The sequence below is a fragment of the Paraburkholderia haematera genome (assembly GCF_905220975.1).
Lineage (GTDB): Bacteria > Pseudomonadota > Gammaproteobacteria > Burkholderiales > Burkholderiaceae > Paraburkholderia > Paraburkholderia haematera.
This window is the reverse complement of the sequence record NZ_CAJNBK010000003.1, coordinates 104,359-129,792: the sequence shown is the minus strand read 5'-3', so window position 1 is coordinate 129,792 and position 25,434 is coordinate 104,359. Positions and strand designations below refer to the sequence as shown.

At 60.3% G+C, this 25,434-nt stretch carries 23 protein-coding genes; 7 read left to right on the top strand and 16 right to left on the bottom strand.

The window, feature by feature from the left end:
* The first annotated feature begins 263 nt into the window (after nucleotides 1-263).
* Nucleotides 264-1,637: a glycoside hydrolase 5 family protein gene (locus KHO23_RS07885; RefSeq protein ID WP_211610458.1), complete on the top strand. Its 1,374-nt coding sequence runs from the start codon at nucleotides 264-266 to the stop codon at nucleotides 1,635-1,637.
* Nucleotides 1,638-2,164: 527 nt separating this feature from the next.
* Here KHO23_RS07885 and KHO23_RS07880 read toward each other — a convergent pair.
* A complete protein-coding gene (locus KHO23_RS07880; RefSeq protein WP_211610457.1) occupies nucleotides 2,165-2,770 on the bottom strand; it encodes a TetR/AcrR family transcriptional regulator in 606 nt (201 codons plus the stop codon).
* Between the two features lie 173 nt (nucleotides 2,771-2,943).
* Between KHO23_RS07880 and KHO23_RS07875 the strand changes: the two genes are divergently transcribed.
* The gene (locus KHO23_RS07875) at nucleotides 2,944-3,714 is read left to right on the top strand and encodes an alpha/beta hydrolase (protein WP_211610456.1); all 771 of its coding nucleotides are present in this window, start codon (nucleotides 2,944-2,946) and stop codon (nucleotides 3,712-3,714) included.
* Between the two features lie 231 nt (nucleotides 3,715-3,945).
* Here the strand turns inward: KHO23_RS07875 and KHO23_RS07870 are convergent, their stop codons facing one another.
* From KHO23_RS07870 to KHO23_RS07855, 4 genes are all read right to left on the bottom strand, one after another.
* The gene (locus tag KHO23_RS07870) at nucleotides 3,946-4,188 is read right to left on the bottom strand and encodes a helix-turn-helix domain-containing protein (RefSeq protein WP_328821951.1); all 243 of its coding nucleotides are present in this window, start codon (nucleotides 4,186-4,188) and stop codon (nucleotides 3,946-3,948) included.
* Between the two features lie 208 nt (nucleotides 4,189-4,396).
* Nucleotides 4,397-4,606, bottom strand: a complete 210-nt coding sequence (locus tag KHO23_RS07865; protein WP_211610455.1) for a hypothetical protein — start codon at nucleotides 4,604-4,606, stop codon at nucleotides 4,397-4,399.
* Between the two features lie 2 nt (nucleotides 4,607-4,608).
* A complete protein-coding gene (locus KHO23_RS07860) occupies nucleotides 4,609-5,454 on the bottom strand; it encodes an urea carboxylase-associated family protein (RefSeq protein WP_211610454.1) in 846 nt (281 codons plus the stop codon).
* 75 nt (nucleotides 5,455-5,529) lie between these two features.
* On the bottom strand, nucleotides 5,530-6,024 hold the full coding sequence (locus KHO23_RS07855; protein WP_211610453.1) for a GNAT family N-acetyltransferase: 495 nt from the start codon (nucleotides 6,022-6,024) through the stop codon (nucleotides 5,530-5,532).
* 368 nt (nucleotides 6,025-6,392) lie between these two features.
* On the opposite strand from KHO23_RS07855, the gene KHO23_RS07850 reads away from it, so the two are divergent.
* Complete coding sequence (locus tag KHO23_RS07850) at nucleotides 6,393-7,313, top strand: SOS response-associated peptidase family protein (protein ID WP_211610784.1); 921 nt, start codon at nucleotides 6,393-6,395, stop codon at nucleotides 7,311-7,313.
* A gap of 15 nt (nucleotides 7,314-7,328) precedes the next feature.
* Here the strand turns inward: KHO23_RS07850 and KHO23_RS07845 are convergent, their stop codons facing one another.
* The 5 genes from KHO23_RS07845 to betC form a co-directional block, all read right to left on the bottom strand.
* Nucleotides 7,329-8,966: a methyl-accepting chemotaxis protein gene (locus KHO23_RS07845; protein WP_211610452.1), complete on the bottom strand. Its 1,638-nt coding sequence runs from the start codon at nucleotides 8,964-8,966 to the stop codon at nucleotides 7,329-7,331.
* Between the two features lie 275 nt (nucleotides 8,967-9,241).
* Nucleotides 9,242-10,567, bottom strand: coding sequence for an MFS transporter (locus KHO23_RS07840; RefSeq protein ID WP_211610783.1), 1,326 nt, complete (start codon nucleotides 10,565-10,567; stop codon nucleotides 9,242-9,244).
* A gap of 480 nt (nucleotides 10,568-11,047) precedes the next feature.
* A complete protein-coding gene (locus tag KHO23_RS07835; RefSeq protein WP_211610451.1) occupies nucleotides 11,048-12,196 on the bottom strand; it encodes a porin in 1,149 nt (382 codons plus the stop codon).
* A gap of 269 nt (nucleotides 12,197-12,465) precedes the next feature.
* Complete coding sequence (locus KHO23_RS07830) at nucleotides 12,466-13,419, bottom strand: choline ABC transporter substrate-binding protein (protein WP_211610450.1); 954 nt, start codon at nucleotides 13,417-13,419, stop codon at nucleotides 12,466-12,468.
* A gap of 40 nt (nucleotides 13,420-13,459) precedes the next feature.
* Nucleotides 13,460-14,998 (bottom strand): choline-sulfatase, encoded by a 1,539-nt coding sequence (gene betC / locus KHO23_RS07825; protein WP_211610449.1) that lies wholly within the window; start codon nucleotides 14,996-14,998, stop codon nucleotides 13,460-13,462.
* Between the two features lie 152 nt (nucleotides 14,999-15,150).
* Here betC and KHO23_RS07820 point away from each other — a divergent pair, with 152 nt between their 5' ends.
* The 4 genes from KHO23_RS07820 (at nucleotide 15,151) to purU (ending at nucleotide 17,793) form a co-directional block, all read left to right on the top strand.
* A complete protein-coding gene (locus KHO23_RS07820; protein WP_211610448.1) occupies nucleotides 15,151-16,065 on the top strand; it encodes a choline sulfate utilization transcriptional regulator in 915 nt (304 codons plus the stop codon).
* A 59-nt stretch (nucleotides 16,066-16,124) separates the two neighbouring features.
* Nucleotides 16,125-16,442 (top strand): type II toxin-antitoxin system RelE/ParE family toxin, encoded by a 318-nt coding sequence (locus tag KHO23_RS07815; RefSeq protein ID WP_211610447.1) that lies wholly within the window; start codon nucleotides 16,125-16,127, stop codon nucleotides 16,440-16,442.
* A 3-nt stretch (nucleotides 16,443-16,445) separates the two neighbouring features.
* A complete protein-coding gene (locus KHO23_RS07810) occupies nucleotides 16,446-16,745 on the top strand; it encodes an addiction module antidote protein (protein WP_211610446.1) in 300 nt (99 codons plus the stop codon).
* Nucleotides 16,746-16,917: 172 nt separating this feature from the next.
* Nucleotides 16,918-17,793 (top strand): formyltetrahydrofolate deformylase, encoded by an 876-nt coding sequence (gene purU / locus KHO23_RS07805; RefSeq protein ID WP_211610445.1) that lies wholly within the window; start codon nucleotides 16,918-16,920, stop codon nucleotides 17,791-17,793.
* Between the two features lie 82 nt (nucleotides 17,794-17,875).
* Here purU and KHO23_RS07800 read toward each other — a convergent pair whose 3' ends face one another.
* From KHO23_RS07800 to KHO23_RS07775, 6 genes are all read right to left on the bottom strand, one after another.
* Complete coding sequence (locus tag KHO23_RS07800) at nucleotides 17,876-18,733, bottom strand: glycine betaine ABC transporter substrate-binding protein (RefSeq protein ID WP_211610444.1); 858 nt, start codon at nucleotides 18,731-18,733, stop codon at nucleotides 17,876-17,878.
* 137 nt (nucleotides 18,734-18,870) lie between these two features.
* Nucleotides 18,871-20,130, bottom strand: a complete 1,260-nt coding sequence (locus tag KHO23_RS07795) for a hybrid-cluster NAD(P)-dependent oxidoreductase (RefSeq protein WP_211610443.1) — start codon at nucleotides 20,128-20,130, stop codon at nucleotides 18,871-18,873.
* A 33-nt stretch (nucleotides 20,131-20,163) separates the two neighbouring features.
* Entirely contained in the window at nucleotides 20,164-21,474 is a 1,311-nt protein-coding gene (locus KHO23_RS07790) for an aromatic ring-hydroxylating oxygenase subunit alpha (protein ID WP_211610442.1), read from the bottom strand.
* 73 nt (nucleotides 21,475-21,547) lie between these two features.
* Complete coding sequence (locus tag KHO23_RS07785; RefSeq protein WP_211610441.1) at nucleotides 21,548-22,339, bottom strand: electron transfer flavoprotein subunit beta/FixA family protein; 792 nt, start codon at nucleotides 22,337-22,339, stop codon at nucleotides 21,548-21,550.
* Complete coding sequence (locus KHO23_RS07780; protein WP_211610440.1) at nucleotides 22,336-23,514, bottom strand: electron transfer flavoprotein subunit alpha/FixB family protein; 1,179 nt, start codon at nucleotides 23,512-23,514, stop codon at nucleotides 22,336-22,338. The genes KHO23_RS07785 and KHO23_RS07780 overlap by 4 nt, the downstream gene beginning before the upstream one ends.
* A gap of 4 nt (nucleotides 23,515-23,518) precedes the next feature.
* Nucleotides 23,519-25,432 carry a (Fe-S)-binding protein gene (locus tag KHO23_RS07775; protein ID WP_211610439.1) on the bottom strand — a complete coding sequence of 638 codons (1,914 nt, stop codon included), beginning with the start codon at nucleotides 25,430-25,432 and terminating at the stop codon, nucleotides 23,519-23,521.
* Nucleotides 25,433-25,434: the final 2 nt, after the last annotated feature.

The window sequence follows — 25,434 nt, the reverse complement described above, 5'->3', positions numbered from 1 at the left end:
GCGTGCGGTGGCTCATCTTTAGATTCATCCCCTGCCGATACAGCCGGCACTGCCGCTCAACGATCGAATGTGCCTGGCGTCAGCGCTGCGCAGTATGCGAATTCATTCGTGACGCGGCGCGGCGCGGCTCGCAATTGTTGGTGGCAGGACAGAATTTTCGGTTCTCGGGCGCGAACGTTGAGTATCTGGGGTTGAAGAACTATGGGCCCGCACCGTCGACGTCGATACCTGTTGGGAGCTATAGCTATCCGACGCAATACGAGGTGGACGATGCGCTCGCGACCGCGCATGAAATGGGCGCAACCGTGATCCGTGCGCAGACACTCGGCGATACGGTCGGATGTCCGCTGTGTATTGAACCAGCTCAAGGCGTGTTCAACGATGCCGCGTTCGCGCACATGGATATGGTGGTTGCCGAGGCGCGTAAGTATGGAATAAAGCTGATCGGCGAATTCGATGGTGACGCGGGCGGGACTGGAGCAGGTGAGTCCTACAATTGGTATTGCACGTGGCGTAACATATCCAATTCCAGCTGCGCGGCGGCATTTCTAACCGATCCGAATTTGATAGATGATTACAAGCAACATATGCAGGCGATACTGACCCACGTCAATCCGCTGACAGGGCTTGCATATAAGGATGATCCAACCTTCCTCGGATGGGTAGATGGTAATAATCTCAATCTCGATCTTAGTGCCATAACTTTTACACCCTCCGGCGTGGTCGTCCCTCCCGCGGTATCCGACGCACAAATGACGGCGTGGTTGAACAACGTATCGACCTATTTCAAATCCATCAGCAACAAGCAACTGTTTATCGACATCAGCCAGAACGGAGCAGCCAGTCCGGCATCGTCTGTACTCAGCGCATCCAATGTCGATATTTTTGCGAGCGAATGGTATCCGCACTGGACGCCTTCAGCGGCGAACGCGAAGGTTACTGGCAATACACCTCAGGTTCATACAATAGCTGCGCAAGTCGCCGACGCCGGCAAGGTTTACGCCATGATTGAATACGGCTGGGACCAGACCGATTACCAGACCACTGCGGCCCTGCAGACATTTTTGGATAGCGTCGCTTCCGATTCCAATATTGCGGGCGACAATTTCTGGGCATTGGTATCGCATGCAAGCGGACAGGGCTGGCTGCCGATCCCCGCCAATGAAGGATGCCAACCGAATTGCGAATCGACCGAAGACGGCAACTGGTGGGCGCTGTATTACACGGGCATTACCACGCTCTCCAATACCGCCGCAGACATGGCCCAGCGAGCTCAAATGCTGCGCAAACACGGTTACGCAATGAATGGATTTAGCGTTGCGCCTTCGCATGAATTCGTGGGATCTCCGGCGATTACATCCACTGACGGCGGACATGTCGAGTTTGAAGGTGCAGCAGGTTCCCCCACTTACTCGGTGCAGATGCAGCAGGCGAACGGAAGCTGGACGACGCCGTGCCAGAATTGCACGAGCGATGCAGGAGGCGGCTGGGTCGATACGACCGGACAGTCAAAGTCATGCTATCGCGTCGTCGGAGTGAATCTGGATGGTGTTCCTGGCACTCCTTCCACGCCCGCAGGCAGTGGATGTTCAACGTCCGTGGCAAATCGCCAGCAGCAGCCAACGAGCGGTACATAATGTTTGCGCTGCACCCGGCTTCGGCCGCCAAGACCGTGTAAATCCAACAGCGCGACTTTGTCACCGGACATTCAAAGTCGCGCTGCGGATCCGACCTCTCTCCGAAAGATATCAACCGTGATCAAGAATGTCGGTCGATATTTCCAGGCCCATTGGTGTTTTCGAGCAGCTGGGATGGCTATTAGGACTGGCTCAGGTGCTGGGACAAAATCAAACGAGCAGATATGGTCGCAGCCTAGAATTTTGAACGGTTGCTTCCCGCAAAATCGAGCATCCCTTCAAGGGCGGGAAGGGAAGTTCGCGCCGAGGTTGGGTGGATGATCGACAGGTGCCAGCCGAACTTCCGAATCGGCCAGGAAGAGACGTTCGCCGGTCGCGATGCACAGATGCTCAGACGTCGGCACCGCCCCACTAAACAGCCGTTCGATTGACAAGGATGAACGTCGCTTCATCGACCTTCGCTGATGTCAACAAGCGCTCTCAATCAGGAGGTGATGAACGCACGCCAGTGCGTGGCACCGCGTACTTCAGGCGGAACGGGTTCGCCTGCGCGTTTTCACAAGTCTTTCGACTGCGCCTTCGGTGACGTCCTTAAAGAGCGCGACGCCGCCATAAGCCCGCGCTGCAAGCATGGCACCGTAGACCACTGACACGAACGTTGCGGCCTCGGTTTGAACCGACGAACCCAGTTTGACGAGGTCGTTTTTCGCGCCCGACTCGAGCACCTGCTCAAGCCACGCAGTGAGGTTGTCGAAAAACGGTTTCACCTCACTCGCCACTTCCTCGGGCAGCGACGGAAGTTCGACACCGAGCATGCCGGCAACGCAGAACGGAGCGCTATCGTCCGCAATGCAGCGTTCCCAATGGGCGACGTAGGCGCGCAACTGCGCAAGGGGGGCGGCACCGCTCGCCTGAAGTGCCGCCATGTCGGCGTCAAACACTGCCCGCCACTCTTTCAACACCGCGATCACGAGATCTGTTTTCGAGGGAAAGTGGTGATGAATGCTCGCCTTACGAATGTTGATTGCGTCGGCGACGTCGGCATAGCTAAACCCGCTATAGCCGCGACGTATGAGAAGTTGCCGTCCCGCTTCAATGATCCGGTTCGCCGTTACGTCCCCAGTTGCTGTCATTTTGCCTACCATCTAGTCGGTTGAATTCCGACAGTCTACGCGGAGCGGGCACCGATTTCCAGCTTTCAAGATTTTCTTGCATTTTAGCCATCCTACTAGTAGGATGGCTACATAGACGAGGGAAATGCCCTGAGTCGACATCTCTAGTTATCCAACTTTTTGGAGCATGAAAAATGAAGACTTCCTCATATATAAGCCGTGTCGCCGCCGTAATCGCTCTCTCCGCCGCGGCCTTGGCATCACACGCAGCGGTTGCTGCACCCGTCAAGAACATCGTCTTGGTGCATGGCTTTTTCGCCGATGGCTCGGGCTGGCAGGCGGTGTCGAAAATCCTGACGCGCGACGGCTACAAGGTCTCCGTCGTGCAAGAGCCGGAGACGTCGTTCGAAGATGACGTGAAGGCGACCACGCGAGTGGTCGATGCGCAGGACGGCCCGAGCATCCTCGTCGGCCACAGCTACGGTGGCGCGGTGGTGACCGAGGCCGGCAACGACGCGAAGGTGGCCGGCCTGGTTTATGTGGCTGCGTTTCAGCCCGATGCTGGCGAAAGCCCGATGGATCTGACAAAAAAAACGCCGCCCGCGACCAAGGCGATCAAGGCAACCGCAGACGGCTACCTGTATCTCGACCAGGCCCAGTTCCATACGGATTTTGCCGCCGACGTACCCGCCGCCGAAGCGAAGTTCATGGCGATCTCGCAGGTGATACCGGCCGCCCAGTCGTTTGGCGTGCCGATCACAAACCCGGCATGGAAAACGAAGCCGAGTTGGGCAGTCGTGGCGACGGCAGACCGCGCGATCAATCCCGATCTCGAACGCTTCATGACGAAGCGCGCCAGAAGCACGACCGTCGAGATCAACTCGAGTCACGTGGCCTACATTTCGCATCCGGCCGAAGTGGCGAAACTGATCGAGCAAGCCGCAGCAAAGTCCAGCAAGGAATGATCGAACACGATACGCCGTCTGCGATTGTGGTGATTGTCAGGCGGCGTTCACGGCGGACTCAGGGTGAACGTTGTCGTCGCAAAACCATGCGCCTGTGGGGCACGACGCCCCCTGACTTCCGTCGATATCCCGGCGACCCAGTCGTGAGTCGCGTTGCTTTGACCGGCCTTTGACACAGTACGGCATTCAAAGAGTGCAACGGGTCGCAAGCGGTCTGTCAACAAGGGGGGGCTATTGTTCGTCGGCGAGGCCGTCTGCCAACTGGTAGTTGTTCGGGTGTCCACGATGCCGTGACAGCAGTCCCGAAGCGCCTTGGCTGCGATAGCGCACCGTCAGCCGCTCAACCTGACGCACGGTCAGGCCCAGCCGTTCGGCCGCTCGGCCGGGCTTCAGTCCCGTGTCCACCGCGGCCTGGATCACCTTCAGTCGGTCGAGTTCTCGCATGTTCAATGTCACCAGTGTGGCTGGACACATGGCCGACTCCGAAATCTCGCAACGGGCCGACCAGCATGCCAGCGTTCAAAAACACGACATTTCTATCTGGCTAGAACACGACATTTACATAAAGCCGCTACACCGGGTATGTTGATAATTTATCTTATGTCAAATAGCCTCGCTAACACCGACTATGAACCACAACACGGGCAACTCCTGCCCGCCCTTGCGAAAGTAACCGTGCCGGTCACCGCTCGCGCCCGTTCTGTTGAGAACGCCGAACGCCTTGCCGCTTACCGTCTTGCCCGAGCCCGATCTTTTCCCGCTGCCCGCGCATTTCGTTCTTCATCGAGCCCGAGCGGGCGCGCACGATGATGACATCTGGCGTGCCGCTGTCTTCGGCTTCGTCCCCACGTAACTCCGAAACAGACAGCGATATCAGGCGCGGGCCGATCAACCTCATTTCCATTCTGGCTGCTGCAGCGTCATTCCATGCAGCCCCTTGTACGCAGCGACGGCCGGCGGCGCCCAGCCATCCAGCATCTGCGGTGCAAGCCGGTAAATCTCGATGCCGAGTGGTCGGCACACCTCCAGTGGATCGCGCGCGTCTGGCCCCCACATTGGCAACGAGAGATCGCCGCCCGGACACGTCGACAGCGCGCACAGTAAGTCGATCTCAGCGAAGAATTCCAGGTAGTCGCCCTTCTTTGCCGGGCATGCTTTCATGAAATATTTGTCTTCCAGATTCAGGCCAGTGCACTGGAAGACGTTGAGTACGTCGTGCACGTCGTATTCGGTCAATCCGTACGGAGCGATCGCGCGTGTGAGGTTGGAATGGCAGTGAAAATGGAAATCCTCGCCCGTCAGCATCCGGTTCACGTAGGGATCGCAGCGCGTGCCGAGCAGATCGTGGACGCGGCCGCCATGCAAGTCGACGCCGTATCCGGCGAGGCTGTCATCCGTGATCGTCACCATCGGGCGCAGGAACGGCAGCGTCGACCACAGACGGTCGAACGTGCTCACGTGCGCCTGCTGCAACTGGCGCGTGCGCGAAGCCCACATGCGCTCGCGCGGATTGTGCAGGCTCCACATATTCAGGTCGGCCACCTGCGGACCTTCGATCGTCACGATGCGAAACACTTGACCGGCCAGCACGGTCCGCGCCTGACCCGAGCGGACCGGCACGACGATCGATTCGACCAGCGTGCGGGTGTCGTGCTGTGAGGCGACGCGTTGATAGAACGCCTTATCGACATCAAGCGCGGAACCCTTGGTGGATTGATAGGCGGCAGGATAGCTCAACATGCTGAATGCTCCTTCATGAGACTGACAAACAGCCCGCACCTGAGCACGCGCGCAGACTGTGTCCTGATTTGACGGTCAACGTCGGGATGCGCCCGCGAGGGCAAACGAGTATCCCACCATGGCATTGGCGGGTCCCGAATCGTCCACCCCTTCGGTCCCACCGACCGATGAGTAGAGTGCTCTGGCGGCCACGTTATTTTGATGGGTCAGGACCCAGGCGACCGTACAGTTTCTGGTCCGGCCCAGTTCAAAAAGGGCCTCCAGCACGGCCTTGCCCAGTCCGCGATGTCGATGCGTCGGCGCAAGCGCAACCTCGTTGATCCACATCTCCGCCGGTTTGTCCGGGTGGATATAGTGAACGCCAGAGGCAAAGCCGACGACCACCCCATTGTCGATCGCAACAGCAATGTGATGACGGGGGTCCCCAAGAAATTCCCTGGTCAATTCCGCATCCACAGGATTGTCGAATACCTCTGCTGCGACGTTCGTGAGGATGTACTCATCACCGTGCTGTAGAACCTTGATTTCGATGCCCATAACGCCGCCCCCCCACTCATCCAGGAACATCATCAAAACAACGCCAGCCGATGCACCCTCAATGGTATTGACCTGTAACCGCGCGCATCTTTCAGACACTACACCTTGGCACACCCCTGTGCTTGTGCTGCAGTTCGAGCACGTTGACGGACAGCCGCCAATTCGTGCTCCTTTCTCCCGGCGGACTGGGCGTGGTTCAATCCCACGTTAAACTCGACACGCCGAATCCGTTTGCCAGCGCGGCTCCATCGATTTTCCGCGTGGCCGCCAACCTGGGCAGTGGCCGTCACTTCCGGCGAGACCTGGACCACTATGGCGCAACCGTTCCGGGCACTGCCGGCGCTCGCGAACTTCGCCCGTTCCATCGCGCACTATCATTGGAAGATTCAATGGAGGTTTTCATGTGCTATTCGGCCCAGATTGAGGCGGACTACCGGAAGTACGTAAAGATGTTCGGCGCTGCCATGAGTCTTCGCGAGTTCGCGGAGTTGTACTGGGAACACGGCGGTCGGGATCTGAAAGCCCCAATGGCAATGGAGGCGGCGTTTTCGGCCCCCCAGACCGATGATGAGCGCCGCATCCAGGCGCTGATTGCCGAAAACAATACGCTTCGGACGACGAAGCTCGAACAGGAGCTTTTCAGGCAACGCGCGCGACTCGCTGACGCAGAGCGCAGTCTGGAAACGAAGACAACAAAAGCGGCCGCCGAAAGCAAGCGGATCGCGACCGAGAAGATCGACGCCACGGTCCGTCGGCTGGCCGACCTGAAGCGCACTTCCTTGAAGGATGCCGATTCGCGGATCTATCCTGGCTGGTATGCCCCAATCATGATTATTCAGGACGGCCGCCGCGTGGTTGTCCCGATGCGTTATCGCTGCCGGTTACCTGGCTGGACCGAGCAGATGGAGAAGGAAAAACCGGGAACATACAATGCCCGGCGAGGCAACCTGCGACGGGTGTGGGGGAAGTTGTTCGGCCATCATCACGGCATCATGGTCGTCAATCGTTTCTACGAGAACGTTGAACAAAACGGAAAGAATCTCGTTTTGCAATTCGATCCGAGTCCGCCGCAGCAAATGCTGGTGGCCTGCCTGTGGTCGCGCACAACGATACCGGGTGAGCCTGACCTTTGGTCTTTTGCCGCGATCACTGACGAGCCGCCGCCAGAAATCGCGGCTGCCGGTCACGATCGCTGCATCATCCCGATCAAGCCGGAGAACCTCGACGCGTGGCTCAATCCGAATCCGTCCGATCTGGCGGCTCAGGACACAATTCTCGATGACCGCGAGCGGCCGTACTACGAACATCGGATAGCAGCATGATGCGCGTACGGCGGTTCACCGCACCGCAGCCAACCGGGGCGATATGCGGCTCTCCGCCCGAGTCATGGCCGCCGGCCGACATTCTCCACTCACGCCATCGTCCTGCAGTTGAAACTTGCCTGTCGAGACTTGCAGCAGCTGCGCCAGCTCAGTCAGCGACTGCGCCGCGGCCGCCGCCTGTTCGACGAGCGCGGCGTTTTGTTGCGTCATGCTATCCATCTGCGTCACGGCAATGTTGACCTGATTAATGCCGGCGCTCTGCTCTGCGGCAGCAGCTGTGATCTCGCGCACGACCCCCGACACTTTCGCGATCGCTTCTCGTGCAGCCTCGATCGTCAAGCCGGTTTTATCAACGAGTTCAACACCGTTTTCAACCTTTCCAACCGCGCGGTTGATCAGAACCCGGATCTCTTTTGCAGCGCCTGCACTACGCTGCGCCAGCGTACGAACCTCACCGGCCACGACAGCGAAACCGCGCCCTTCGTCCCCTGCCCTTGCAGCTTCTACCGCGGCGTTCAGCGCGAGGATATTGGTCTGAAACGCAATACCTTCGATCACCGAAATGATCTCCACCATTTTGTGCGATTCACTCGACACCTCCTGCATCATCGATGCGGCTTCAACTGCCGTCTCACCACCGCGATTGACGATCTGCTCCGCATTCGCAGCCAGTTCACGGGCCGTCTGAGCGTTCTCAGCGGTCTGTCTGACCATGGCGGTCATTTGCTCCATGCTGGCAGCGGTTTCTTCGAGCGAGGCCGCCTGATTCTCGGTGCGTGCGGACAGGTCTCCGTTTCCGGCAGCAATCTCGCGCGCCCCCGCCGCCACTTTGCTGGCGGTGTCCTTGATCTGTCCGATCGTGCCGGCGAGCCCGTCGCGCATGCGTTGCATGACATGCAGGAGACTTGAATTGTCGGTCTTCCGGGTTTCGATGGCGATGGCGAGATTACCCAACGCGATCTCACCGGCCACCTGGGCAGCATAGGCCGGATCGCCGCCGATCGTGCGTTGAATGCTGCGATTAGTGAGCGAGACGAGCGTGGACAGCAACACAGCAAGTCCGGCAAAAATCCCACCGACGATATAGAGCGATTCCTTGAATGCCGCGTCGATATCGTCCACATAGGCGCCTGTAGCGATTATCCAGTCCCATGGCGCATAGCGCACGACATAACCGATCTTGCCGACCGCGGCGCTCGCCGGGTCGTGCGGATGCGGGAACACATAATCGACGAAGCCGCCATTCGGCGCCTGCGCGACCGAAGCGAACGTCACATAGTGGTGCCGGCCATCGGCATCGGCTGTTCCAGCGAGGTCCTTTCCGTTCAGTGCGGGCTTGACCGCATGCATGATCATTCGCGGCGTGGAATCGATCACGAGAAAATAACCGTCTTCGCCATAACGGATATTGCGCAGCCGCTCAAGTGCCTGGTGGCGAGCATCTGCGTCGGTGAGCACGCCGTTTTGCGAAAGTGTCGCGTACTCCTTCACAAGGCTGAGCCCGACATGGGCGACGTTCACCAGATCGTTCTTGCGTTCATCGATGCGAGTCTGCCTGGACAACCACGCCGCCGAGACGGACACCGCAAGCAGCGCTACCAGACTGACGACCAGAGGCAGCCAGAGCTTTTGTGTGAAACTGAATCGGTGCATGCGCACTCCACATCTCTATCGAGGGCTCGCCCCCCCCGATTCGCTATGGCCGTGCTACCGCGATTCGGGGACTGGCGAGTCGTTGCCTGAACACGGCTACCCGATCTGTTTATCGACCTTGGCGGCGCCGAGGTTTCTAGAGAAAAACCCTTGCCGGACGCCGCCAGGCGACCTTTTCTGTTCGTTTGAGCGCTGACAGATCCGTCGCGTCCGACAGTCGCCTGCGTCGCTTGACGACGCAGGGATGTCGATCATGGGAGGAAGAGAACCGAAACTCAGTGACTGATCGCTTCCAGAGAGAGGCCTCGAGTCGGCGGTCCAAGCAGAATCATGCAAACGGCGACGAGCATCGAAATGCCGATAAAGACCGCGACGCCGGGCACGCCATAGCCGTGCAGCAGAATCCCGATTGCGAGGCCTGCGAAAGCAGCGGAAATCCGGCTCCATGAGTAGACGAATCCGATGGCCCGGGCACGAACACGGGTTGGATAAAGCTCTGCCTGGTAGCCGTGATACGCGTAGGACATAATGTTCGACGAGAGCGTAAATAGCACGCCGAGGGCAATCAGCAGCCACGGCTCAGAAGCTTGTGAGAAGAGCGCGATCACGACCGCCATGGTGAGAAGACCGCCAATGATCTGAACCTTGCGCTCTACCCGGTCCGCAAACCAGGTGCCGAGCAGCGGGCCAAAAGGGTTGGCAATAGCGATAACGAACGCATAACCGAGGCTGGCGGTCACGTGAATACCGCGGTGAATCAACAGCGTCGGCACCCACGCGGCGAACCCGTAGAAGCCGATCACCTGCGCCATGTTGAAAATCGACAGAATGATCGTGCGGCGGCGATACTGGGGCGCAAAAATTTCTCCCAACGTGCCCGCCCCTTTGCTCTCCGGCATGACGGCCTGCGGTGCGGCCAGCGGAATGCCCTTTTCCGCGACCACCCGGCGCTCGATATCCGCAACGATACGCTCGGCTTCGTCGATTCTTCCATGGCGTGCCAGCCACCGCGGGCTTTCCGGAATGTGGCGCCGCAGGATCCAGACGACGATTGCGCCCACGGAGCCAATCAGGATCACGACCCGCCAGTAGTCAAGCCCCAGTGGCCGGGTGCCTTTCAATGCAAAAGCAAGGAACGCCACGACCGGCACAACGCAGAACGTGATGAACTGATTGACGGCGTAGGCGCGGCCACGCTGCTGACTTGAAATCAGTTCGGAAATGTACGTATCGATCGTTACCAGTTCGACGCCAATGCCAATTCCCGCAATGAAGCGCCAGATATCGAGTCCCAACCCCGATGTCTGGAATGCCATGATGATCGTGCACACCATGTACCAGATCAGCGACCACGTGAAGATCATCCGTCGGCCAAACTGGTCAGCGACATAACCGAATACCAGCGTGCCGACCCACAGACCGGCGAACGTGGCGAAAACGAAGGTTCCGAAGCCGGAGACGGCCAGAGGTTGAAGAGACGCAAGAAACCCCAGCGATTCGGGCTTGAAAAGCCCTGACTGGGTCATACCCGGAGCAACGTACCCGGTAAAGAAGAGGTCATAGAACTCGAACACGCCGCCAAGCGAAATCAGGATCACCATCGTCCAGATGGTGCGCGACGGCGGCAAACGGTCGAGCCGTGCTGCAATTTCGGCTGCTTTCTCTTGGGACATAAAATCTCTCGCTTAGCGTGATCGGCACAATCGGCGTCGACACCACAGGACTTTCGTCGGGCTGCGGCAACAGTTCCGCAACGCCATTCGCCGCCGGGATCTGGAACGCAATCTCGCACATATTAGCGACCGAACGCAATGCGTGTCAGTACCGACGTGCGTCCGGGGCAGCCGGATCGCCGCCAGGACTGCGCGTTACATGACGGATGATCAGGATGAGTGCCGTTGAACGGGGTGCGCCGTTGTAATGATCATGTAACCCGTGTTTGGATAACGCATTGCGGAGAGTCGCACTTTCGGCTGCTCCTGCGGTAAGGAAAGTGCGGATGCATCAAAGGGGCCGCCGTAACGGCAGCGGGCGGCTCCCGTTATTCGGGAAACCGCCCGCGTCCATACGCTGAAAATGTGTCAGAACGAATGCCGCATCCCGATCCGCACATCGGATTGCGTATTCGACGTCGATGGCGTGAAGCTGTAGCCGATCACCGCATTCACGCCACTCGAGGCTCTCAGATAGTCGCCGGAAACATAGACGTCGGTACGTTTTGACAACAGGTAGTGCAGCCCGAGCGAGCCCTGGTTCCAGTGATTGCCTTCGAAGCTCGTGTGCTGATAGCCGCCGTACAGTGCCAAAGCGGGCGTGAAGTTGTACGACGCGCCCCCTTCATAAACCTGCATGTGCGAGGTTTGCCCAAAGCCCTTGATTGTCGAGTAGGTGAAATCGCCGGTGAGCATCAGGTCGCCGATCGTATAGGCGGCGCCGACCGCAAACGCGCCTTGCTTGTCCACCGGGAATGCCGACGAGCTGTACAGATCGGTCACCGCGCCGGTAGCCGGATCGACAGAAACGGTCGGCTGGCCGAGGAAGGTTCGCGTGCCGATCATCGCGTACGGGTCGAAAGCGTAGATGCCGTTCGGATTGTTCAATTGCGTATACGCCGCACCCATGTTGAACGGACCATGGTCATAATGCGCGCCCACGCTCCATGCGCTCTTTTGATGGAAGTCGCCGGCGGTGTTGCCGAACGAGTACATACCGCCGAAGGTGAAGCCGGCGAAATCGTTCGAGAGGAACTTCACCGAGTTCGGCAGACGGTCGCCGTTCATCCGGTCGAAGTCACCCTGGTGAATCGCGTAGCCGCTCGCCCATGCGGAGATGTTGTACAGATAGACAAACTCTTCGGTCATATCGAGCTGGTTACCGAACGAGAAAGTCCCCCACCCGTTCTTGATGCCCACATAAGCCTGGCGTCCGAATTCAGCACCGCCGAATCCCAACTGCCCATTGCTCAGGTGGAAACCCGATTCGAGCACGAAGACCGCTTGCAGGCCGCCACCGAGATCTTCCACGCCTTTGAAACCGATCCGGTTGCCGTACGAAACGCCGTCGTCGAATTTGAACTGGTGCGCGCCACCGGCATTGTTCACGTAGGTGATGCCGGCGTCCAGAATCCCATACAGCGTGACGCTGCTTTGCGCATGGGCCGCCGTCGGCGCGCATACAGCGCTTGCCGCGAGAGCGAGTCCAGAAAGACTGACGGCATTTTTCTTTTTCATCTAATTATCCCCTGCTCTTTGCCTGCGTATTTCGATGGATAAAGCGATCCCCGCCGCGCGCGGTCTTCCAACGCGCGGCGCTTCTCGCATGACGGGCAGTTCGAAACCGGTTGAGGCCGGTTGAAACGGATTGAAGCTATCGGCAGTGCGTACAATCAGTTGCGATGCCTGCATCGACGGATCAAGAATACGAGTCCAGATTTATGAGGATTCGACCGGATGCGACATGAATCTGTCGAGTAGCGACCTCGACGTCTGGAACGCCGGGGTTATTTCACGCCGAGTGCGGTTTGAACCGCTTGCAAGCCATTGGCACCACTGGCGGTGTTCACGCCGTCGAGCCACGACTTCAACAATTCCGGGTGGCGCTTGAGGGCTTCGGTGGCGGCCGCATCGAGGCCGGTCTTCTTCTCCAGCACCTCGGTGATCACGCCGTTCTCCAGATCGACATTGAACGTGAGTTGCCTGAACAGGCGGCCGACATTCGGACACTGCTCGGCATACCCGCTGCGTGCAACGGTATTGACCGTGGCGCCGCCGTAATTCGGCCCGAAGTACCTGTCACCGCCGTCCAGATAGGTCAGCTTGAACTTCGTATTCATCAGATGCGGCTCCCATGCAAGGAACACGATCCATTTCTTTTCTCGCACCGCGCGTTCGACCTGGGTGAGCATGCCGGTCTCACTCGATTCGACGAGCTTCCAGTTGCCGAGTTCGTATGCCTTGTCGTCCACCATCTTCTTGATGTTCTGATTGGCCGGCGCCCCCGGTTCGATGCCATAGATCTTGCTGTCGAACTTGTCGGCGTTCTTCGCGAGGTCCGCGAATGAATGCACGCCCGCGGCCGCCACGTAGTCGGGCACCGCGAGTGTGAATTTCGCGTTGCTCAGATTCGGATGCACGACCTCGATGGACTTTTCGTCTTCGAACGGTTTGACGACCGGCGCTTGCGCCGGCATCCAGTTGCCGAGAAACACGTCGATCTGCCCTTTCTTCAGGCCTTGATAGGTAATCGGCACCGACAGGTTCGCTACGTTCTGATGGTAGCCGAGCGCCTTAAGCAACACGCCGGTCATTGCATTGGTGGCGTCGATGTCGGTCCAGCCGGGGCCCGCCATGTTGACCTGCGTGCAGGACCGCGGTTCGGCAGCCGCGGCAAAGGTGACCGCCGCGCACAACAGCGCGACGCCGGATACAGCCTGTTTGAAGAGCTTTTTCATCATGTCGGCTTCCTGGAGGTGGGATGAATCGTCAGCGGAGACATCAACGCGTCACGGCGGGAAAACGTGCCATGGCTTCGAGCGTGTCGAGATCGATGTGATTGCGCATGTAGCGCTGGCTTGCATCGACATGCGGCTGCCAGTCCCATGACGCGACCGTGCCTTGCGTCGTGGCCTCGAAATGGAAACGGCGGCGGCGCTGGCTTCGCAGTACTTCGTTGTGCAGTGCGGCGAGGTCCCAGTGGCGCGCGATCTCTTCACGAAATGCCGCGACCTGTGACATATATCCGGCGCGCGCGGCGAGGTTCTCGCGTTCGAGTGGGTCCGCTGTTACGTCATAGAGCTGGTCGGGATCGGCCGGCGTGTGAATGAACTTGAAGCGCCCGCGCCGCAGCATCACAATCGGCGCGATAGCGCCTTCCGCCAGATATTCGCCGATCGCTTCGTCGTGGGCACCAGGGGCGCCACGCAGATGCGGCACGAGACTTTGACCGTCGAGCGAATCCGGCCAGGCGGACGGCTGATCGCCGCGCGCCATTTCCACTAACGTGGGCAGCAGGTCCAGATGCGAGACCGATTCGCGCACCCGATGCGCGTCGAATTGCTGCGGCGCATGCACGATCAGCGGGACGCGGCAGCCGCCTTCAAAGAACGTCATCTTGTACCAGAGCCCGCGCTCGCCGAGCATCTCACCGTGGTCTGACGTCACCACGATGACAGTATCTTGTGCAAGCCCCGCCTGTTCGAGCGCTTCGAGAATTGCACCGAACTGGTCGTCGACGTAGGAAATCGCGCCGTAATAAGCGCGCCGTGCATTGCGGATCTGCTGATCGGTTGGCGGCGTGCGGTCGGTTTCGCACACATGCCGCAAACGCTTCGAATGCGGGTCGGCTTCGGCGAGCGAATCGCGATGCGCGGGCAACGCGATGTCTTCATCCGCGTACATGTCCCAGTACTTCTGTGGAATCGCGTACGGGTCGTGCGGATGCGTCAGCGAAGCGACCAGGCAGAACGGCCGTTGATCTTTACCGGCATGCCGCTCGCGCGCGATATCGAAGAGCTTCTGGCGTGTGGTGAAGGTGACTTCATCGTCGAAGTCCAGCTGGTTCGTGCGCACGCAGGGGCCTGCGTCGATCACCGAACTCATATTGTGATACCACGTAGGGCGTGTTTCGACATCGTCCCAATTCGGTGTCCAGCCGAAATCAGCGGGATAGATGTCGGTGGTGAGCCGCTCTTCGAAACCATGCAACTGATCGGCGCCGCAGAAATGCATTTTGCCGGACAGGATCGTGCGATACCCTTCGGCACGAAGATAATGCGCGAACGTCAGCGTTTGCGACGGAAATTCCGCTGCATTGTCATAGGCGCCGATCGCGGACGGCAGCTTGCCCGACAACAAAGAAAAGCGCGACGGCGCACACAGCGGGCTCGCGCAATACGCCGAGTCAAATACCACCCCCTGTTTCGCGAGGCGATCGAGATTGGGCGTCTTCGTTAGACGATGTCCGTATGCAGCAAGCGCAAACGGTGTCATCTGATCGGCCATCAGAATGAGAATATTCTGTTTCGTGTCAAGCATTGGAGCGCGCCTCGAATAGAATCGCAATGAGTGGTTCGGATGTCGTTGCAAGCGGGAAATGCCGACGTGCCGGCCCTGCATGAACGCCACTATTGCCGTCCAATTCGCCGCTGTGAAGACGGCAAATCGTTATATGCCTATAAGGGGGCCTTATGTCGAGGCAGGATCGCTTGCCGCCAATGCAGGCGCTAACGATGTTCGAATCCGCGGCGCGTCTCGCGAGCTTCACGGCGGCGGCGCGCGAACTGGGCTCCACGCAGCCGGCGGTCAGTCAACGCGTGGTGCAACTCGAAGAAGCCCTGGGCGCACCGCTGTTCGAACGGGGCCATCGCGGCGTCACGCTGACGGAAGACGGTGTGCGCCTCTTCGAAGCGGTACGCAGCGCCCTCGACACCATTCGCCTCGCCACCGCCGAGATCCGTGCGCGGCGCACGCCGCAAACTCTCACGCTCTCCACCGACTTCGGCTTTGCAACCTACTGGCTGATGCCGCGCCTGTCGCAGTTCAAGGCGCTGATGCCGGACGTCGACGTCAAGATCATCACGTCGCAGAACGTTTTCGATCCATCGCACGATCAGGCGGACATTGCGATTGCGTTCGGTGACGAGAACGCGGACTGGACCGCGCGAGGGGCGCTCAAGCTCTTTCCGGAGCGGGTCACGCCAGTGTGCAGTCCGGCTTTTCTCGCGGCCCATCCGCAATTACGCACGCCGTCGGACCTGTTGTGCTTGCCGCTGCTGCATCTGGAGCCCACCCAGCCGGCACGCTGGCTATCGTGGGCCGACTGGTTCACGGCTCACGGTCTGGAAGCACCTGCCGCGCATCGCGGCATCACGTTCAATAGTTTTACGCTCGTGGCCCACGCGGCGATCATGGGCCAGGGCGTCGCGCTCGGCTGGGCGCCGCTGGTCGACGAACTGCTCGCCACAGGGCAACTTGTCGAACCGTTCGACACACCCGTGGTCACCGAGCGCGGCTATCTGCTCGTCACACAGCGCGCGGCGACACCGGCGGTGAGCGCATTCCGTCACTGGCTGCTCGGCGAATGCGGGCTCGATGCTGAGTGAGGTGTCTCCTCAGAAAGGTGAGGATGGCCTGTGAACCGCAGTTGACATGCGTGTAATCTATGGATTACACTTTCTGCATGTTGAATATCCGCACCACCGAGACATTTGATGCCTGGTTCGACGGCCTGAAAGACCGGATCGCCAAGCGCCGCATTCAGGCCCGCATCGACCGTCTGGCGATGGGCAACCCCGGCGACACGAATTCCGCAGGTGCGCCCATTACCGAATTGCGGATCGATCACGGTCCCGGCTATCGCGTCTACTACGTGCAGCGCGGCGCAGTGCTGGTGATCCTGCTGTGCGGTGGAGACAAGTCGACTCAACCCGCAGATATCAAAGCCGCACACAAGATGCTGGCGAACCTTGAATCGGAGTGAACGATGGAAAAGATCAAAACCCGGCAGTGGGATTCAGCCGAACACCTGAAGACCGAAACAGACATGGCTGAATACTTCGAGGCCTGTCTGCTTGAAGGCGGCGACGACCCTGCATTCCTTGCACATGCGTTAGGTGTGATCGCACGTGCGCGTGGCATGTCGCAGCTCGCCCGCGACACCGGAATCTCGCGTGAAGGTCTCTACAAGGCGCTGTCCGAAGATGGCAATCCCAGCTTCGCGACGATCATCAAGGTGATCCGCGCCCTCGGGCTGGAGCTGCACGCGGCGCCTGCCCACGCCTGAGATTGATTTGTGCCTGGCGCGCGCTGCTCCTCCGCCGTCTCGGCTTGACCTGACGTTCCCATTCCAGCGCGACGGCGGTTAGCTTCTATCCCCACAACCCGCTGATTTGCTCTACTGCGATGATGCATGCCGCGCCCCGCGGCGTTGCCCTATCGTCTTATGTGGAGAGCGCATGTCCGTCGATTCCCGTCCCGATCAACTGGTTCTCACCGTCGCCTGTCCGAGCGCGGCGGGCCAGGTTGCCGCCGTCGTCGGCTTTCTCGACCGGCATCATTGCTATATCGACGAACTGACCGTGTTCGACGACGACCTCAGCGAGCGCTTCTTCGTACGCTGCGTGTTTCATGGTGCCGACACCAACGAGCCCCTTCACATCGCGGCACTCAAGCGCGAATTCGACTCGATCGCCGCGCGTTTTCAGATGACATGGGCAATGCATGACGTCAACATGCGCCCGAAGGTGTTGATCATGGTGTCCAAACTCGAACACTGTCTCGCCGATCTGCTGTTCCGGTGGCGCATGGGCGAGTTGAAGATGGATATTGTCGGCATTGGCTCGAACCATCGCGACTTCGAGCCGCTCGCGCAACAGCACGGCTTGCCGTTCCATCATCTGCCGATCACCGCGGAGACCAAGCCGCAACAGGAGGCGCGTCTGCTCGACCTGTTCGAAACATCAGGCGCTGAATTGATGATTCTTGCCCGCTATATGCAGATTCTCTCCGGCGAAACGAGCCGTGCGCTCGCGGCCCGCGCGATCAACATCCACCATTCCTTTCTGCCCGGCTTCAAAGGTGCGAAGCCTTATCACCAGGCGCATGCGCGCGGCGTGAAACTGATCGGCGCCACCGCGCATTTCGTCACCGACGATCTCGACGAAGGTCCGATCATCGAGCAGGTCGTGGAACGCGTCGATCACTCGTATAGCCCGGAGCGGTTGCTTGCGACAGGACGCGACGTCGAATGCATCACGCTTGCGCGGGCCGTGAAGGCGTTTATCGAGCGACGGGTATTTATCAACGGCGATCGGACCGTCGTGCTGCAATAAAAAAACGCCGCTTGAAATAGCGGCGTTTTTGTCGAAGTTGCCGCTCAAAAGAAGCGGCAACTCATTCAGGCGAAACACGAAGTCACTTCACCCAGCTATCCACGCGGTCTCCATGCGCACTGATCCACGCATCGGCAGCCGCTGTCGGCTTCTCGCCGTTTTGCGTCGCCAGCATCACGCTATCGATTTCGCCCGGTTTCCATTGAAACTTCTTGAGGAACGCGACAACCTGCGGCGCCTTCGTCTCCAGTCCAGGATTGATCACGCTATCCACGTGCTCCGCTTCGCCGAATACCTTCTTCGGATCTTCGAGGAATTTGAGCTTGTACTTCGCGAACATCCAGTGCGGTTTCCAGCCGGTCACGATGATCGGTTTGCTCGCCGCTTCCGAACGCGCCAGTTCCGCTGTCATTGCACTGCCCGAGCTCGGCATGAGCTGATAGTCGAGCCCGTATGCCTTGATCGCTTCGCTGGTTTTCTGCATCACGCCTGCGCCGGCATCGATACCGACAATACGCGAGCCGAATTCCGCCTTCTTCGCTTCCAGATCGCCGACGCTTTTCACGTCGAGGTTATCGGGCACGATCAGGCCGATTTTCGCATCATTGAAGTTGGGCCCGAGATCGACAACCTTGTCCTTGAAGTTGTTCCAGTACGCGCCATGCGTAACCGGCAGCCACGCGGACAGCGTCGCGTCGAGGTCGCCGCGCGCCACGCCTTGCCACATCACACCGGCCGCGACCGGCACGAGCTGCACCTGATAGCCGAGGCGCTTTTCGATTACGCGCGCGGCCACGTTCGACGTCGCGACGCTGTCGTCCCACCCTTCCACGTAACCGATTTTGATGGTCGGTTTCGTATCGGCCAGTACACTCACGCCGCTTGCCGCCAGCGCCATACCTACCGCGCTCAACATCACTATCTTTTTGATCAGTCTCATCGCCGTTCTCCCGTTCGCCGTCCAAACTACCCAATGAGCATTTAGAATCGCCAACCAGAATTGCCGGGTAGCGTTGTTTTCCGACATCCAGTTGTCCGCAGGCGACTTCGACCGCGAGTCCGAGTCCCGGTCTTGTCTTACTTATCGACGACGAGATCGCTCAACGGCTTGCTGCAGCACAGCAGCACCATGCCCTGATCGATTTCGCGCTGGCGGATGCCGCCCGCGTGTTTCATTGCGACTTCACCGGACACCAGCTTCACCTTGCAGGTGCCGCACATGCCCTGCGTGCATGAGGCGGCAAGGCGAACACCGGCCTTTTTCGCCGCGTCGAGTACATGCTGAGCGCTGCTGCATTCGATCTCGCGATTGCTTTTGGCGAAGCTCACCTTGAATGTCGTTTCCGTCTCAAGCGGCACCTGCGCAGGTGTGAACCCAGCCGCCTGTTCACGCGTTTCGGCAAAGCTCTCCGCCGTGGTGGTGGGTGCCTGTAACGCATCGGCGACATGCGCGGTCGTCAATTGCGCGGCCACTTCGCTGATCGTCTCGAACGAGAAGCTTTCTTCGTGGTAATGGCTGCGATCGAAGCCGCCTTCATCCAGCAGATGACGGACAGCCTGCATGTACGGCGCGGGACCGCAGGTGAAAATCTCGCGATCCAGAAAATCCGGCGCAATGAGTTTAAGCAGCGGCAAGGTCAGAAAGCCGGTGACGCCAGGCCAATTCGTGCGCGCGCCAACCCGTTCACAGACAAACGCCGTGCGGAAGTTGGCCTGATTCGACGCAATCAGATCGAGCTCCCGCGCGAAGATAATGTCGTCCGGCGTGCGGGCGCTGTGCACGAATACGATGTCGCTATCCTCGCCGAGTTCGTGATGCGCGCGGCTCATCGACATCAGCGGCGTCACGCCTGAACCGGCCGACAAAAACAGAAACTTGCGCGCCGGATGCCGAGCACAGGTGAACTCGCCTGACGGTCCGAGTACACGAACCTGCGTCCCCGCATGCAGATTGTCATGCAGCCAGTTCGACACCTTGCCGCCCGGCACGCGCTTCACCGTGATGGAGAGGGTGTGCGGGCGCGTGGGCGGCGAAGAAATCGTATAGCAGCGATTCACCGCCTCGCCGTCGATCTCCAGCTCCAGCGTAATGAACTGCCCGGGCTCGAACACGAAGGCCCGCTCGGACGGCGCACGAAAGAAAAAGCTCTTGACGTCGTGAGTTTCCTGGCGGACCTGGCAGCACACCAGGGTGTCGTCGGTATCGCTGTTCCAGCGCGCCGGCAACGCCTCCCAGAACTGCGGCCGCGTCACTCGGCTTGACGGCTCACCGCCAGAAGTCTCGCGGTTCGGAGCCGGCTCGGCGCTCAGCTGAAGCGTCGCCTGATCGCGCATCATTATTTTCTCCCGCTCCTGGTTGCGATATCGCGCTCAGCGCATGAAAGACACGACTTTTTCGCCGTGAGAAACCGGCGTATCGCCGGCATCATGGGTTTGGGGTGCATTGCTGTACTCCGCAATACGGCCGATATACCACTCGCAGAATTTTTCGACGAGCCCTTCGGTGAACGGCGAATACGGACCCGGCTCGTAAGCGCTGCTGGTTGCGCCGCGTTGCGAGTACTCCACAAGCGCGCGGTCCTGGTCATTGGTGGCGCGCCACACGGCCGTGAGATTGTTCACGTCGTAGTCGATGCCTTCGCGCGCGTCCTTGTGAACGAGCCACTTGGTGCGGACCAGCGTCTTGCCCGCCGAGAGCGGAATCACCGAAAAGCTGACAATGTGATCGCTCATGAAGTGATGCCACGAATTCGGCTGTGTCCAGAACGAAAGGCCGCCGAGATCGGCCTGCTCGAAACCGCCGAGCAGTTTCTTCGAGGCCACCTTCGCGTCCATGGTCTGCGATTCGCCGTCGCGATCGAGCGGCAGGCGTTGCGTGCGGAAACCCGTGACCAGATCGGCCAGACGGTCGATTTCTGCCGACGGCAATTTCATCGCTTCCCATTGCGCGGTGCGGCGCGCCACGGTGGCTTCGAATGCGGCCATGCCCTCTTCGTTGGCGGGCGTGCGCTGATAGCCAAAACCGTATTCGTAAAGCGAAATCGTCAGCTCGGGATGGTTCGCGACGCAGTGGTAGCACTCGCGATTGTTCTCCATCGTGAGCTTCCAGTTGCCCTCTTCGATGATGTCGATCGACGCCGCGATCTTGCAGCCGGCAAGATCGTGCGGCAACAGATACGGTTCCATCGCGGCGCGCATCACGGCGAAGTCGGCGGGCGGTTCGTCGGCGAGACAGATGAAGATCAACCCGGCGAGATTCTCGACGCGCACCGCTTTCAGGCTGTGCTTGCAGCGGTCGAACTGGTCGCCCATATGCTCGGCGAACATCAGATCGCCGTTCAGGTTGTAGGTCCAGCTGTGATACGGGCAGACGATATTGCCGAGCGAACCTTTGTCGGTATTGCACAAACGTGCGCCACGATGACGGCAAACGTTATGAAATGCCCGCACCTGCATGTCGTCGTCGCGTACGATCAGAATGGAATCGTTGCCGATTTCCACTGTGATGTAGTCGCCCGGCTCCGGGACATCCGGTTCCACGGCGACCTGAATCCAGTGCTTGCGGAAAATCGCCTCCATGTCGAGCGCGAAAATTTCCTCGCCCGTATAGAACGGCGCCTCCAGCGTGTGATTCTTTTTACGGCGTTCGACCATTGCGCGAACGTCTGCCGAAACTTTCATTGTGTGCTCCGTTGCATGTCACGTCTGGCGCCGCGCCAGGCCCTCCTGGCCGCAGGCTCGCCCGAACCGGAAATCAGTAATCCACGAGTTGATGCTCGCGCAAATACGCGAGGATCACTTGTGCTTTTTCGACGGAACTCCCTTCAATTACGACGCTGCCGCCGCGGCTTTCAGTGGTTGTCGCCGAGAGCATGCGGGCATGGCCTGAGCGCTTCTCGGCAGCGGCGAGGCGCACCGGTTTGGCCGTTGCGGGACGGATCGTCCAGGCGAGGTCGTCTCGGGTGGCCGTGTCCGGGCTACCGGACGTTGCAGTTGCGACCGGACGAATCGTGCCTTCGCGCAGCCGTGCATAGGCATAGCTGGGCGCCGTATTGGCCATCGGATGCACCGCGATCAAAGCCGGCAACTGCACGTCGACGCGCCGGCGCAAGCCCTTCGGCATGAATTGCCGGACTTCGGCGCAGCCGTCACGGAGCGTCAGATCGACGGCTGCACCAACCAGCGGCATATCCAGCGCACTGGCGACGCGATACGGCAGCATGCCGCTATCGAATGCGCCTTCGGCGCGCGTGCCGGTCAATACAAGGTCGTAACCCCGCAGACGTGCGGCGAGCGGCGCGGTCGCATCACCTTGCGATTCAGATGATGAAGGCACGCTCAGCACCTCGACGGTGCGTGCGCCAAGCGCGAGATACTCCTTCAGCGCCGGGTTCGACGGATCGCCCGCATGCAGCACGTCGAGCGTCGCGCCGTGCGTTTTCGCAAGCGAAAGCGCGATCGTCAACGCGGCGGCGTCATTGCGGCTATAACGCGCGGTGCCGCTGACCGGGTGCCGCCCCACGGAAACCAGTACGGCGATCTTCATGCAAGCGCTCCTTCCGCAACAGCCGTTGAATTCAAAAGCGCAGCACCGGTGCCGCGTGCCGTGCGCGCAGCCGCCGCGGCTTCGTTCAGCGCCGCGATGGTCTCCTCTGCATCGGCGACCACGGTCAGATTCGCGCGTTTGGCGATCGGCGCGCTGGCGTCGAGGTTCACGGCAATCACGTGCCGGCAATCCTTGATGCCTTGCAGATGCTGAACCGCACCGGAAATACCGAACGCGATATAAACGCTCGCTTCAACGGTTTTGCCGGTGGCGCCGATCTGCTTGTCGCGAGTGAATTTGCCGTCGTCCACCGCGACGCGGCTGGCGCCAATCGCGGCGCCTAACGTGGCCGCGAGGCGTTCAAACGCGGGGATATCGCTGACGCCATTGCCTGCCGAGACGATGAAATCCGCCTCTTCGAGCGCAAGCTGGGCGGCGTCGATTTCCTCGATGCCAAGATCGCGCACGCTGCCTTTGGACGAAGCCGGTTCGCCATCGAAACGCCACACCACGCGCTCACCCGCGCCGACAAACGGCAACTTCGGATCGACCGCATTCGGTGCGAGCAACACAACCTCGGGCAGCGCACGCACAGCGAACGCCGTATTCGTGTGAATATAAGCCGCGACGTGCGCCGCATCGATTTCAACGACATGTGTCGCGACGCTCGCGTTCGCGGCTGCCGCATAACGGCGGCCGAGATCACCGTCGCCGGTGGCGTTGTCGGGCAGGAAAATGTGCGCCGGTGCATAGGCGGCAACGCACGCGGCCAATGCGTTCATTTCGTCCAGAGGCGCAAAAACGCGCCGATCGAACATCGGCAACTCGATCAGCTTGTCGGCGCCGAGCGCGGCGGCGTCACCGGTGAACTCCCCGAATACGAGCAGGACGACTTCGGTTGTCGCGTCCGCGATCAGCGCGGCGGCGGCCAGAGTCTGGCGCGCATGATCGTCCAGCGCGCCACGGTCCGCGTGAGCGGCCACCAGCAGCACACGCTTCGCTTCAGCGCTTGTGCGGCGCGGTTTCGCGTGTTCGCGATGCGCCGACCCTGTGGCGCCGTGCGCTGCGGATTCCATCGAGCCGGCGACACCCGTCATGCCAAGCGTGATGCGCTTGAGACCATCCGCCGTGATCGTGAACGGCCGGCGCGGGTCGATTCGTTTGAGTGTGTTCATCGCGTTACTCCAGCGCCGCGGCAACCAGTTCGGCGACGTCCAGCACCTCCGGACGCGGGCCGACCACGCCTTCGAGCATCGCCGTGCAATTCGGGCAACCCACCGCCACGATCTCGGCGCCTATCTCGCGGGCGTCGTCGATACGGATATCCGGAATGCGCCGCTTGCCGGGGATATCGGTCAACGGCGCACCGCCGCCACCGCCGCAGCAGCGGCCGCGCATGCCGTTGCGTTCCATCTCGACCACCTTGATGCCGATTGATTTCAGCAAACGGCGCGGCGCTTCGGTCTCACCGTTATAGCGGCCCAGATAGCACGGGTCGTGATACGTGATCTTCCGGTCCGCGAACGCGGCGACCGCCTTTGGCGACAGCTTGCCGCTCGATACCAGTTCTTCGATCAGCGCCGTGTGATGCTGCACCTCGTAGAATCCGCCGAGCGCGCGATATTCGTTGCGCAGGCTGTGCAGCACGTGCGGATCAGGAGTAACGATTTTGCGGAACGCGTACTGCGAGAGCGTGCCCATCAGCTTGGTCGCGAGTTGCTGGAAGGTAGCCTCATCGCCCAAACGCCGTGCCGTATCGCCGGTATCGGTCTCGACGCCGCCGAGCACCGCATAGTCGATGCCCGCGCGATTCAGCACCTTGACGAGCGCGCGCAGCGTGCGCTGATAGCGCATGTCGAACGCGCCTTCGCCAGCGATCAGCAATACGTCCACCGGGCGGCCCGGCTGGGCGACCTGCACTTGCAGATCGACCGCCCAGTCGTAACGCGCGCCGATGTCATAACCGTTCGAACTGCCAGTCTCACGCAGATTCGCGAGCGTGATCGGACCTTTGCCCGGTACGCTGCCTTCCACCAACGTCTGGTTGCGGCGCATATCCACGATCGCGTCGACATGTTCGATCAGCATCGGGCATTCCTGCACGCAGGCGCGGCAGGTGGTGCAGGACCAGAGCGTGTCCGCTTCGATCAGGCTCGAGACGAGCGGCTTGCCCGGCGCACCGCTATGTTTGCCGAGCGCAATGCCAGGCGTCGGGCTGCCCGCATACGCCTCGTCCGTGCCACCCACCATGCCCGTGACAAGATCCTGAATCAGCTTCTTCGGATTCAGCGGCTGCCCGGCGGCGAAAGCGGGGCATGCCGCTTCGCACTTGCCGCACTGCACGCAGGCGTCGAAGCTCAGCAACTGGTTCCAGCGAAACTCCACCGGCTTGCCGACGCCGTATTCCTTCGCGTCGAGCAGCGGCGCCTTCAGCGCGGTCGGTGGCACAACATCGTTGTCGTTACGTTCGGCAAAACGCTCCTGACGCGGATGAAACGCGAGGTGCAGCAGACCGGCGAGCGCATGCTTCATCGGACCACCGCGCGCCGCGCCGAACGTCATCGTGAAGGCGCCCACCGCGATCAGCAGCGCGACGATGATCGCCAACACACCCGACATCGCCGCGGCCGGCAGCGCGATGAACAGCGCCAACCCGAGCGCGAACGAGCCGAGCAGGAGCGGCAGATGATCCCACGGTCCGCGCGAGAGCCTTGCCGGCACGGCCTTCGCGCCATGCCGCCGACGCCAGACGAACACCGCGCCGACCAGCATCACCAGCGCGGCCAGAAAGATCAGCTTGTCGAGCCACGGTGAATAAATCGCGAGACCGTAGTTGACGAACACCAGCGCCATCGCGAGGATCGCACCGCCGGCTGTGGCCACGTGCGTCTTCGCGATGTACGGGTCACGCGCAACCACATGGTGCAGGTCGACGAAATAGCGCTTCGGAATCGCCAGCAGATTGGTCCAGCCGTACGCACCCGCCGCCGTGGCGCGGCCTTCGCGCCAGTACGCAGCGCGTTTGACGAGCGCGAACGCGAGTCCCGCCACCGACAACCACAGCAGGACGGTGATGACAAACACGGGGCTCATCG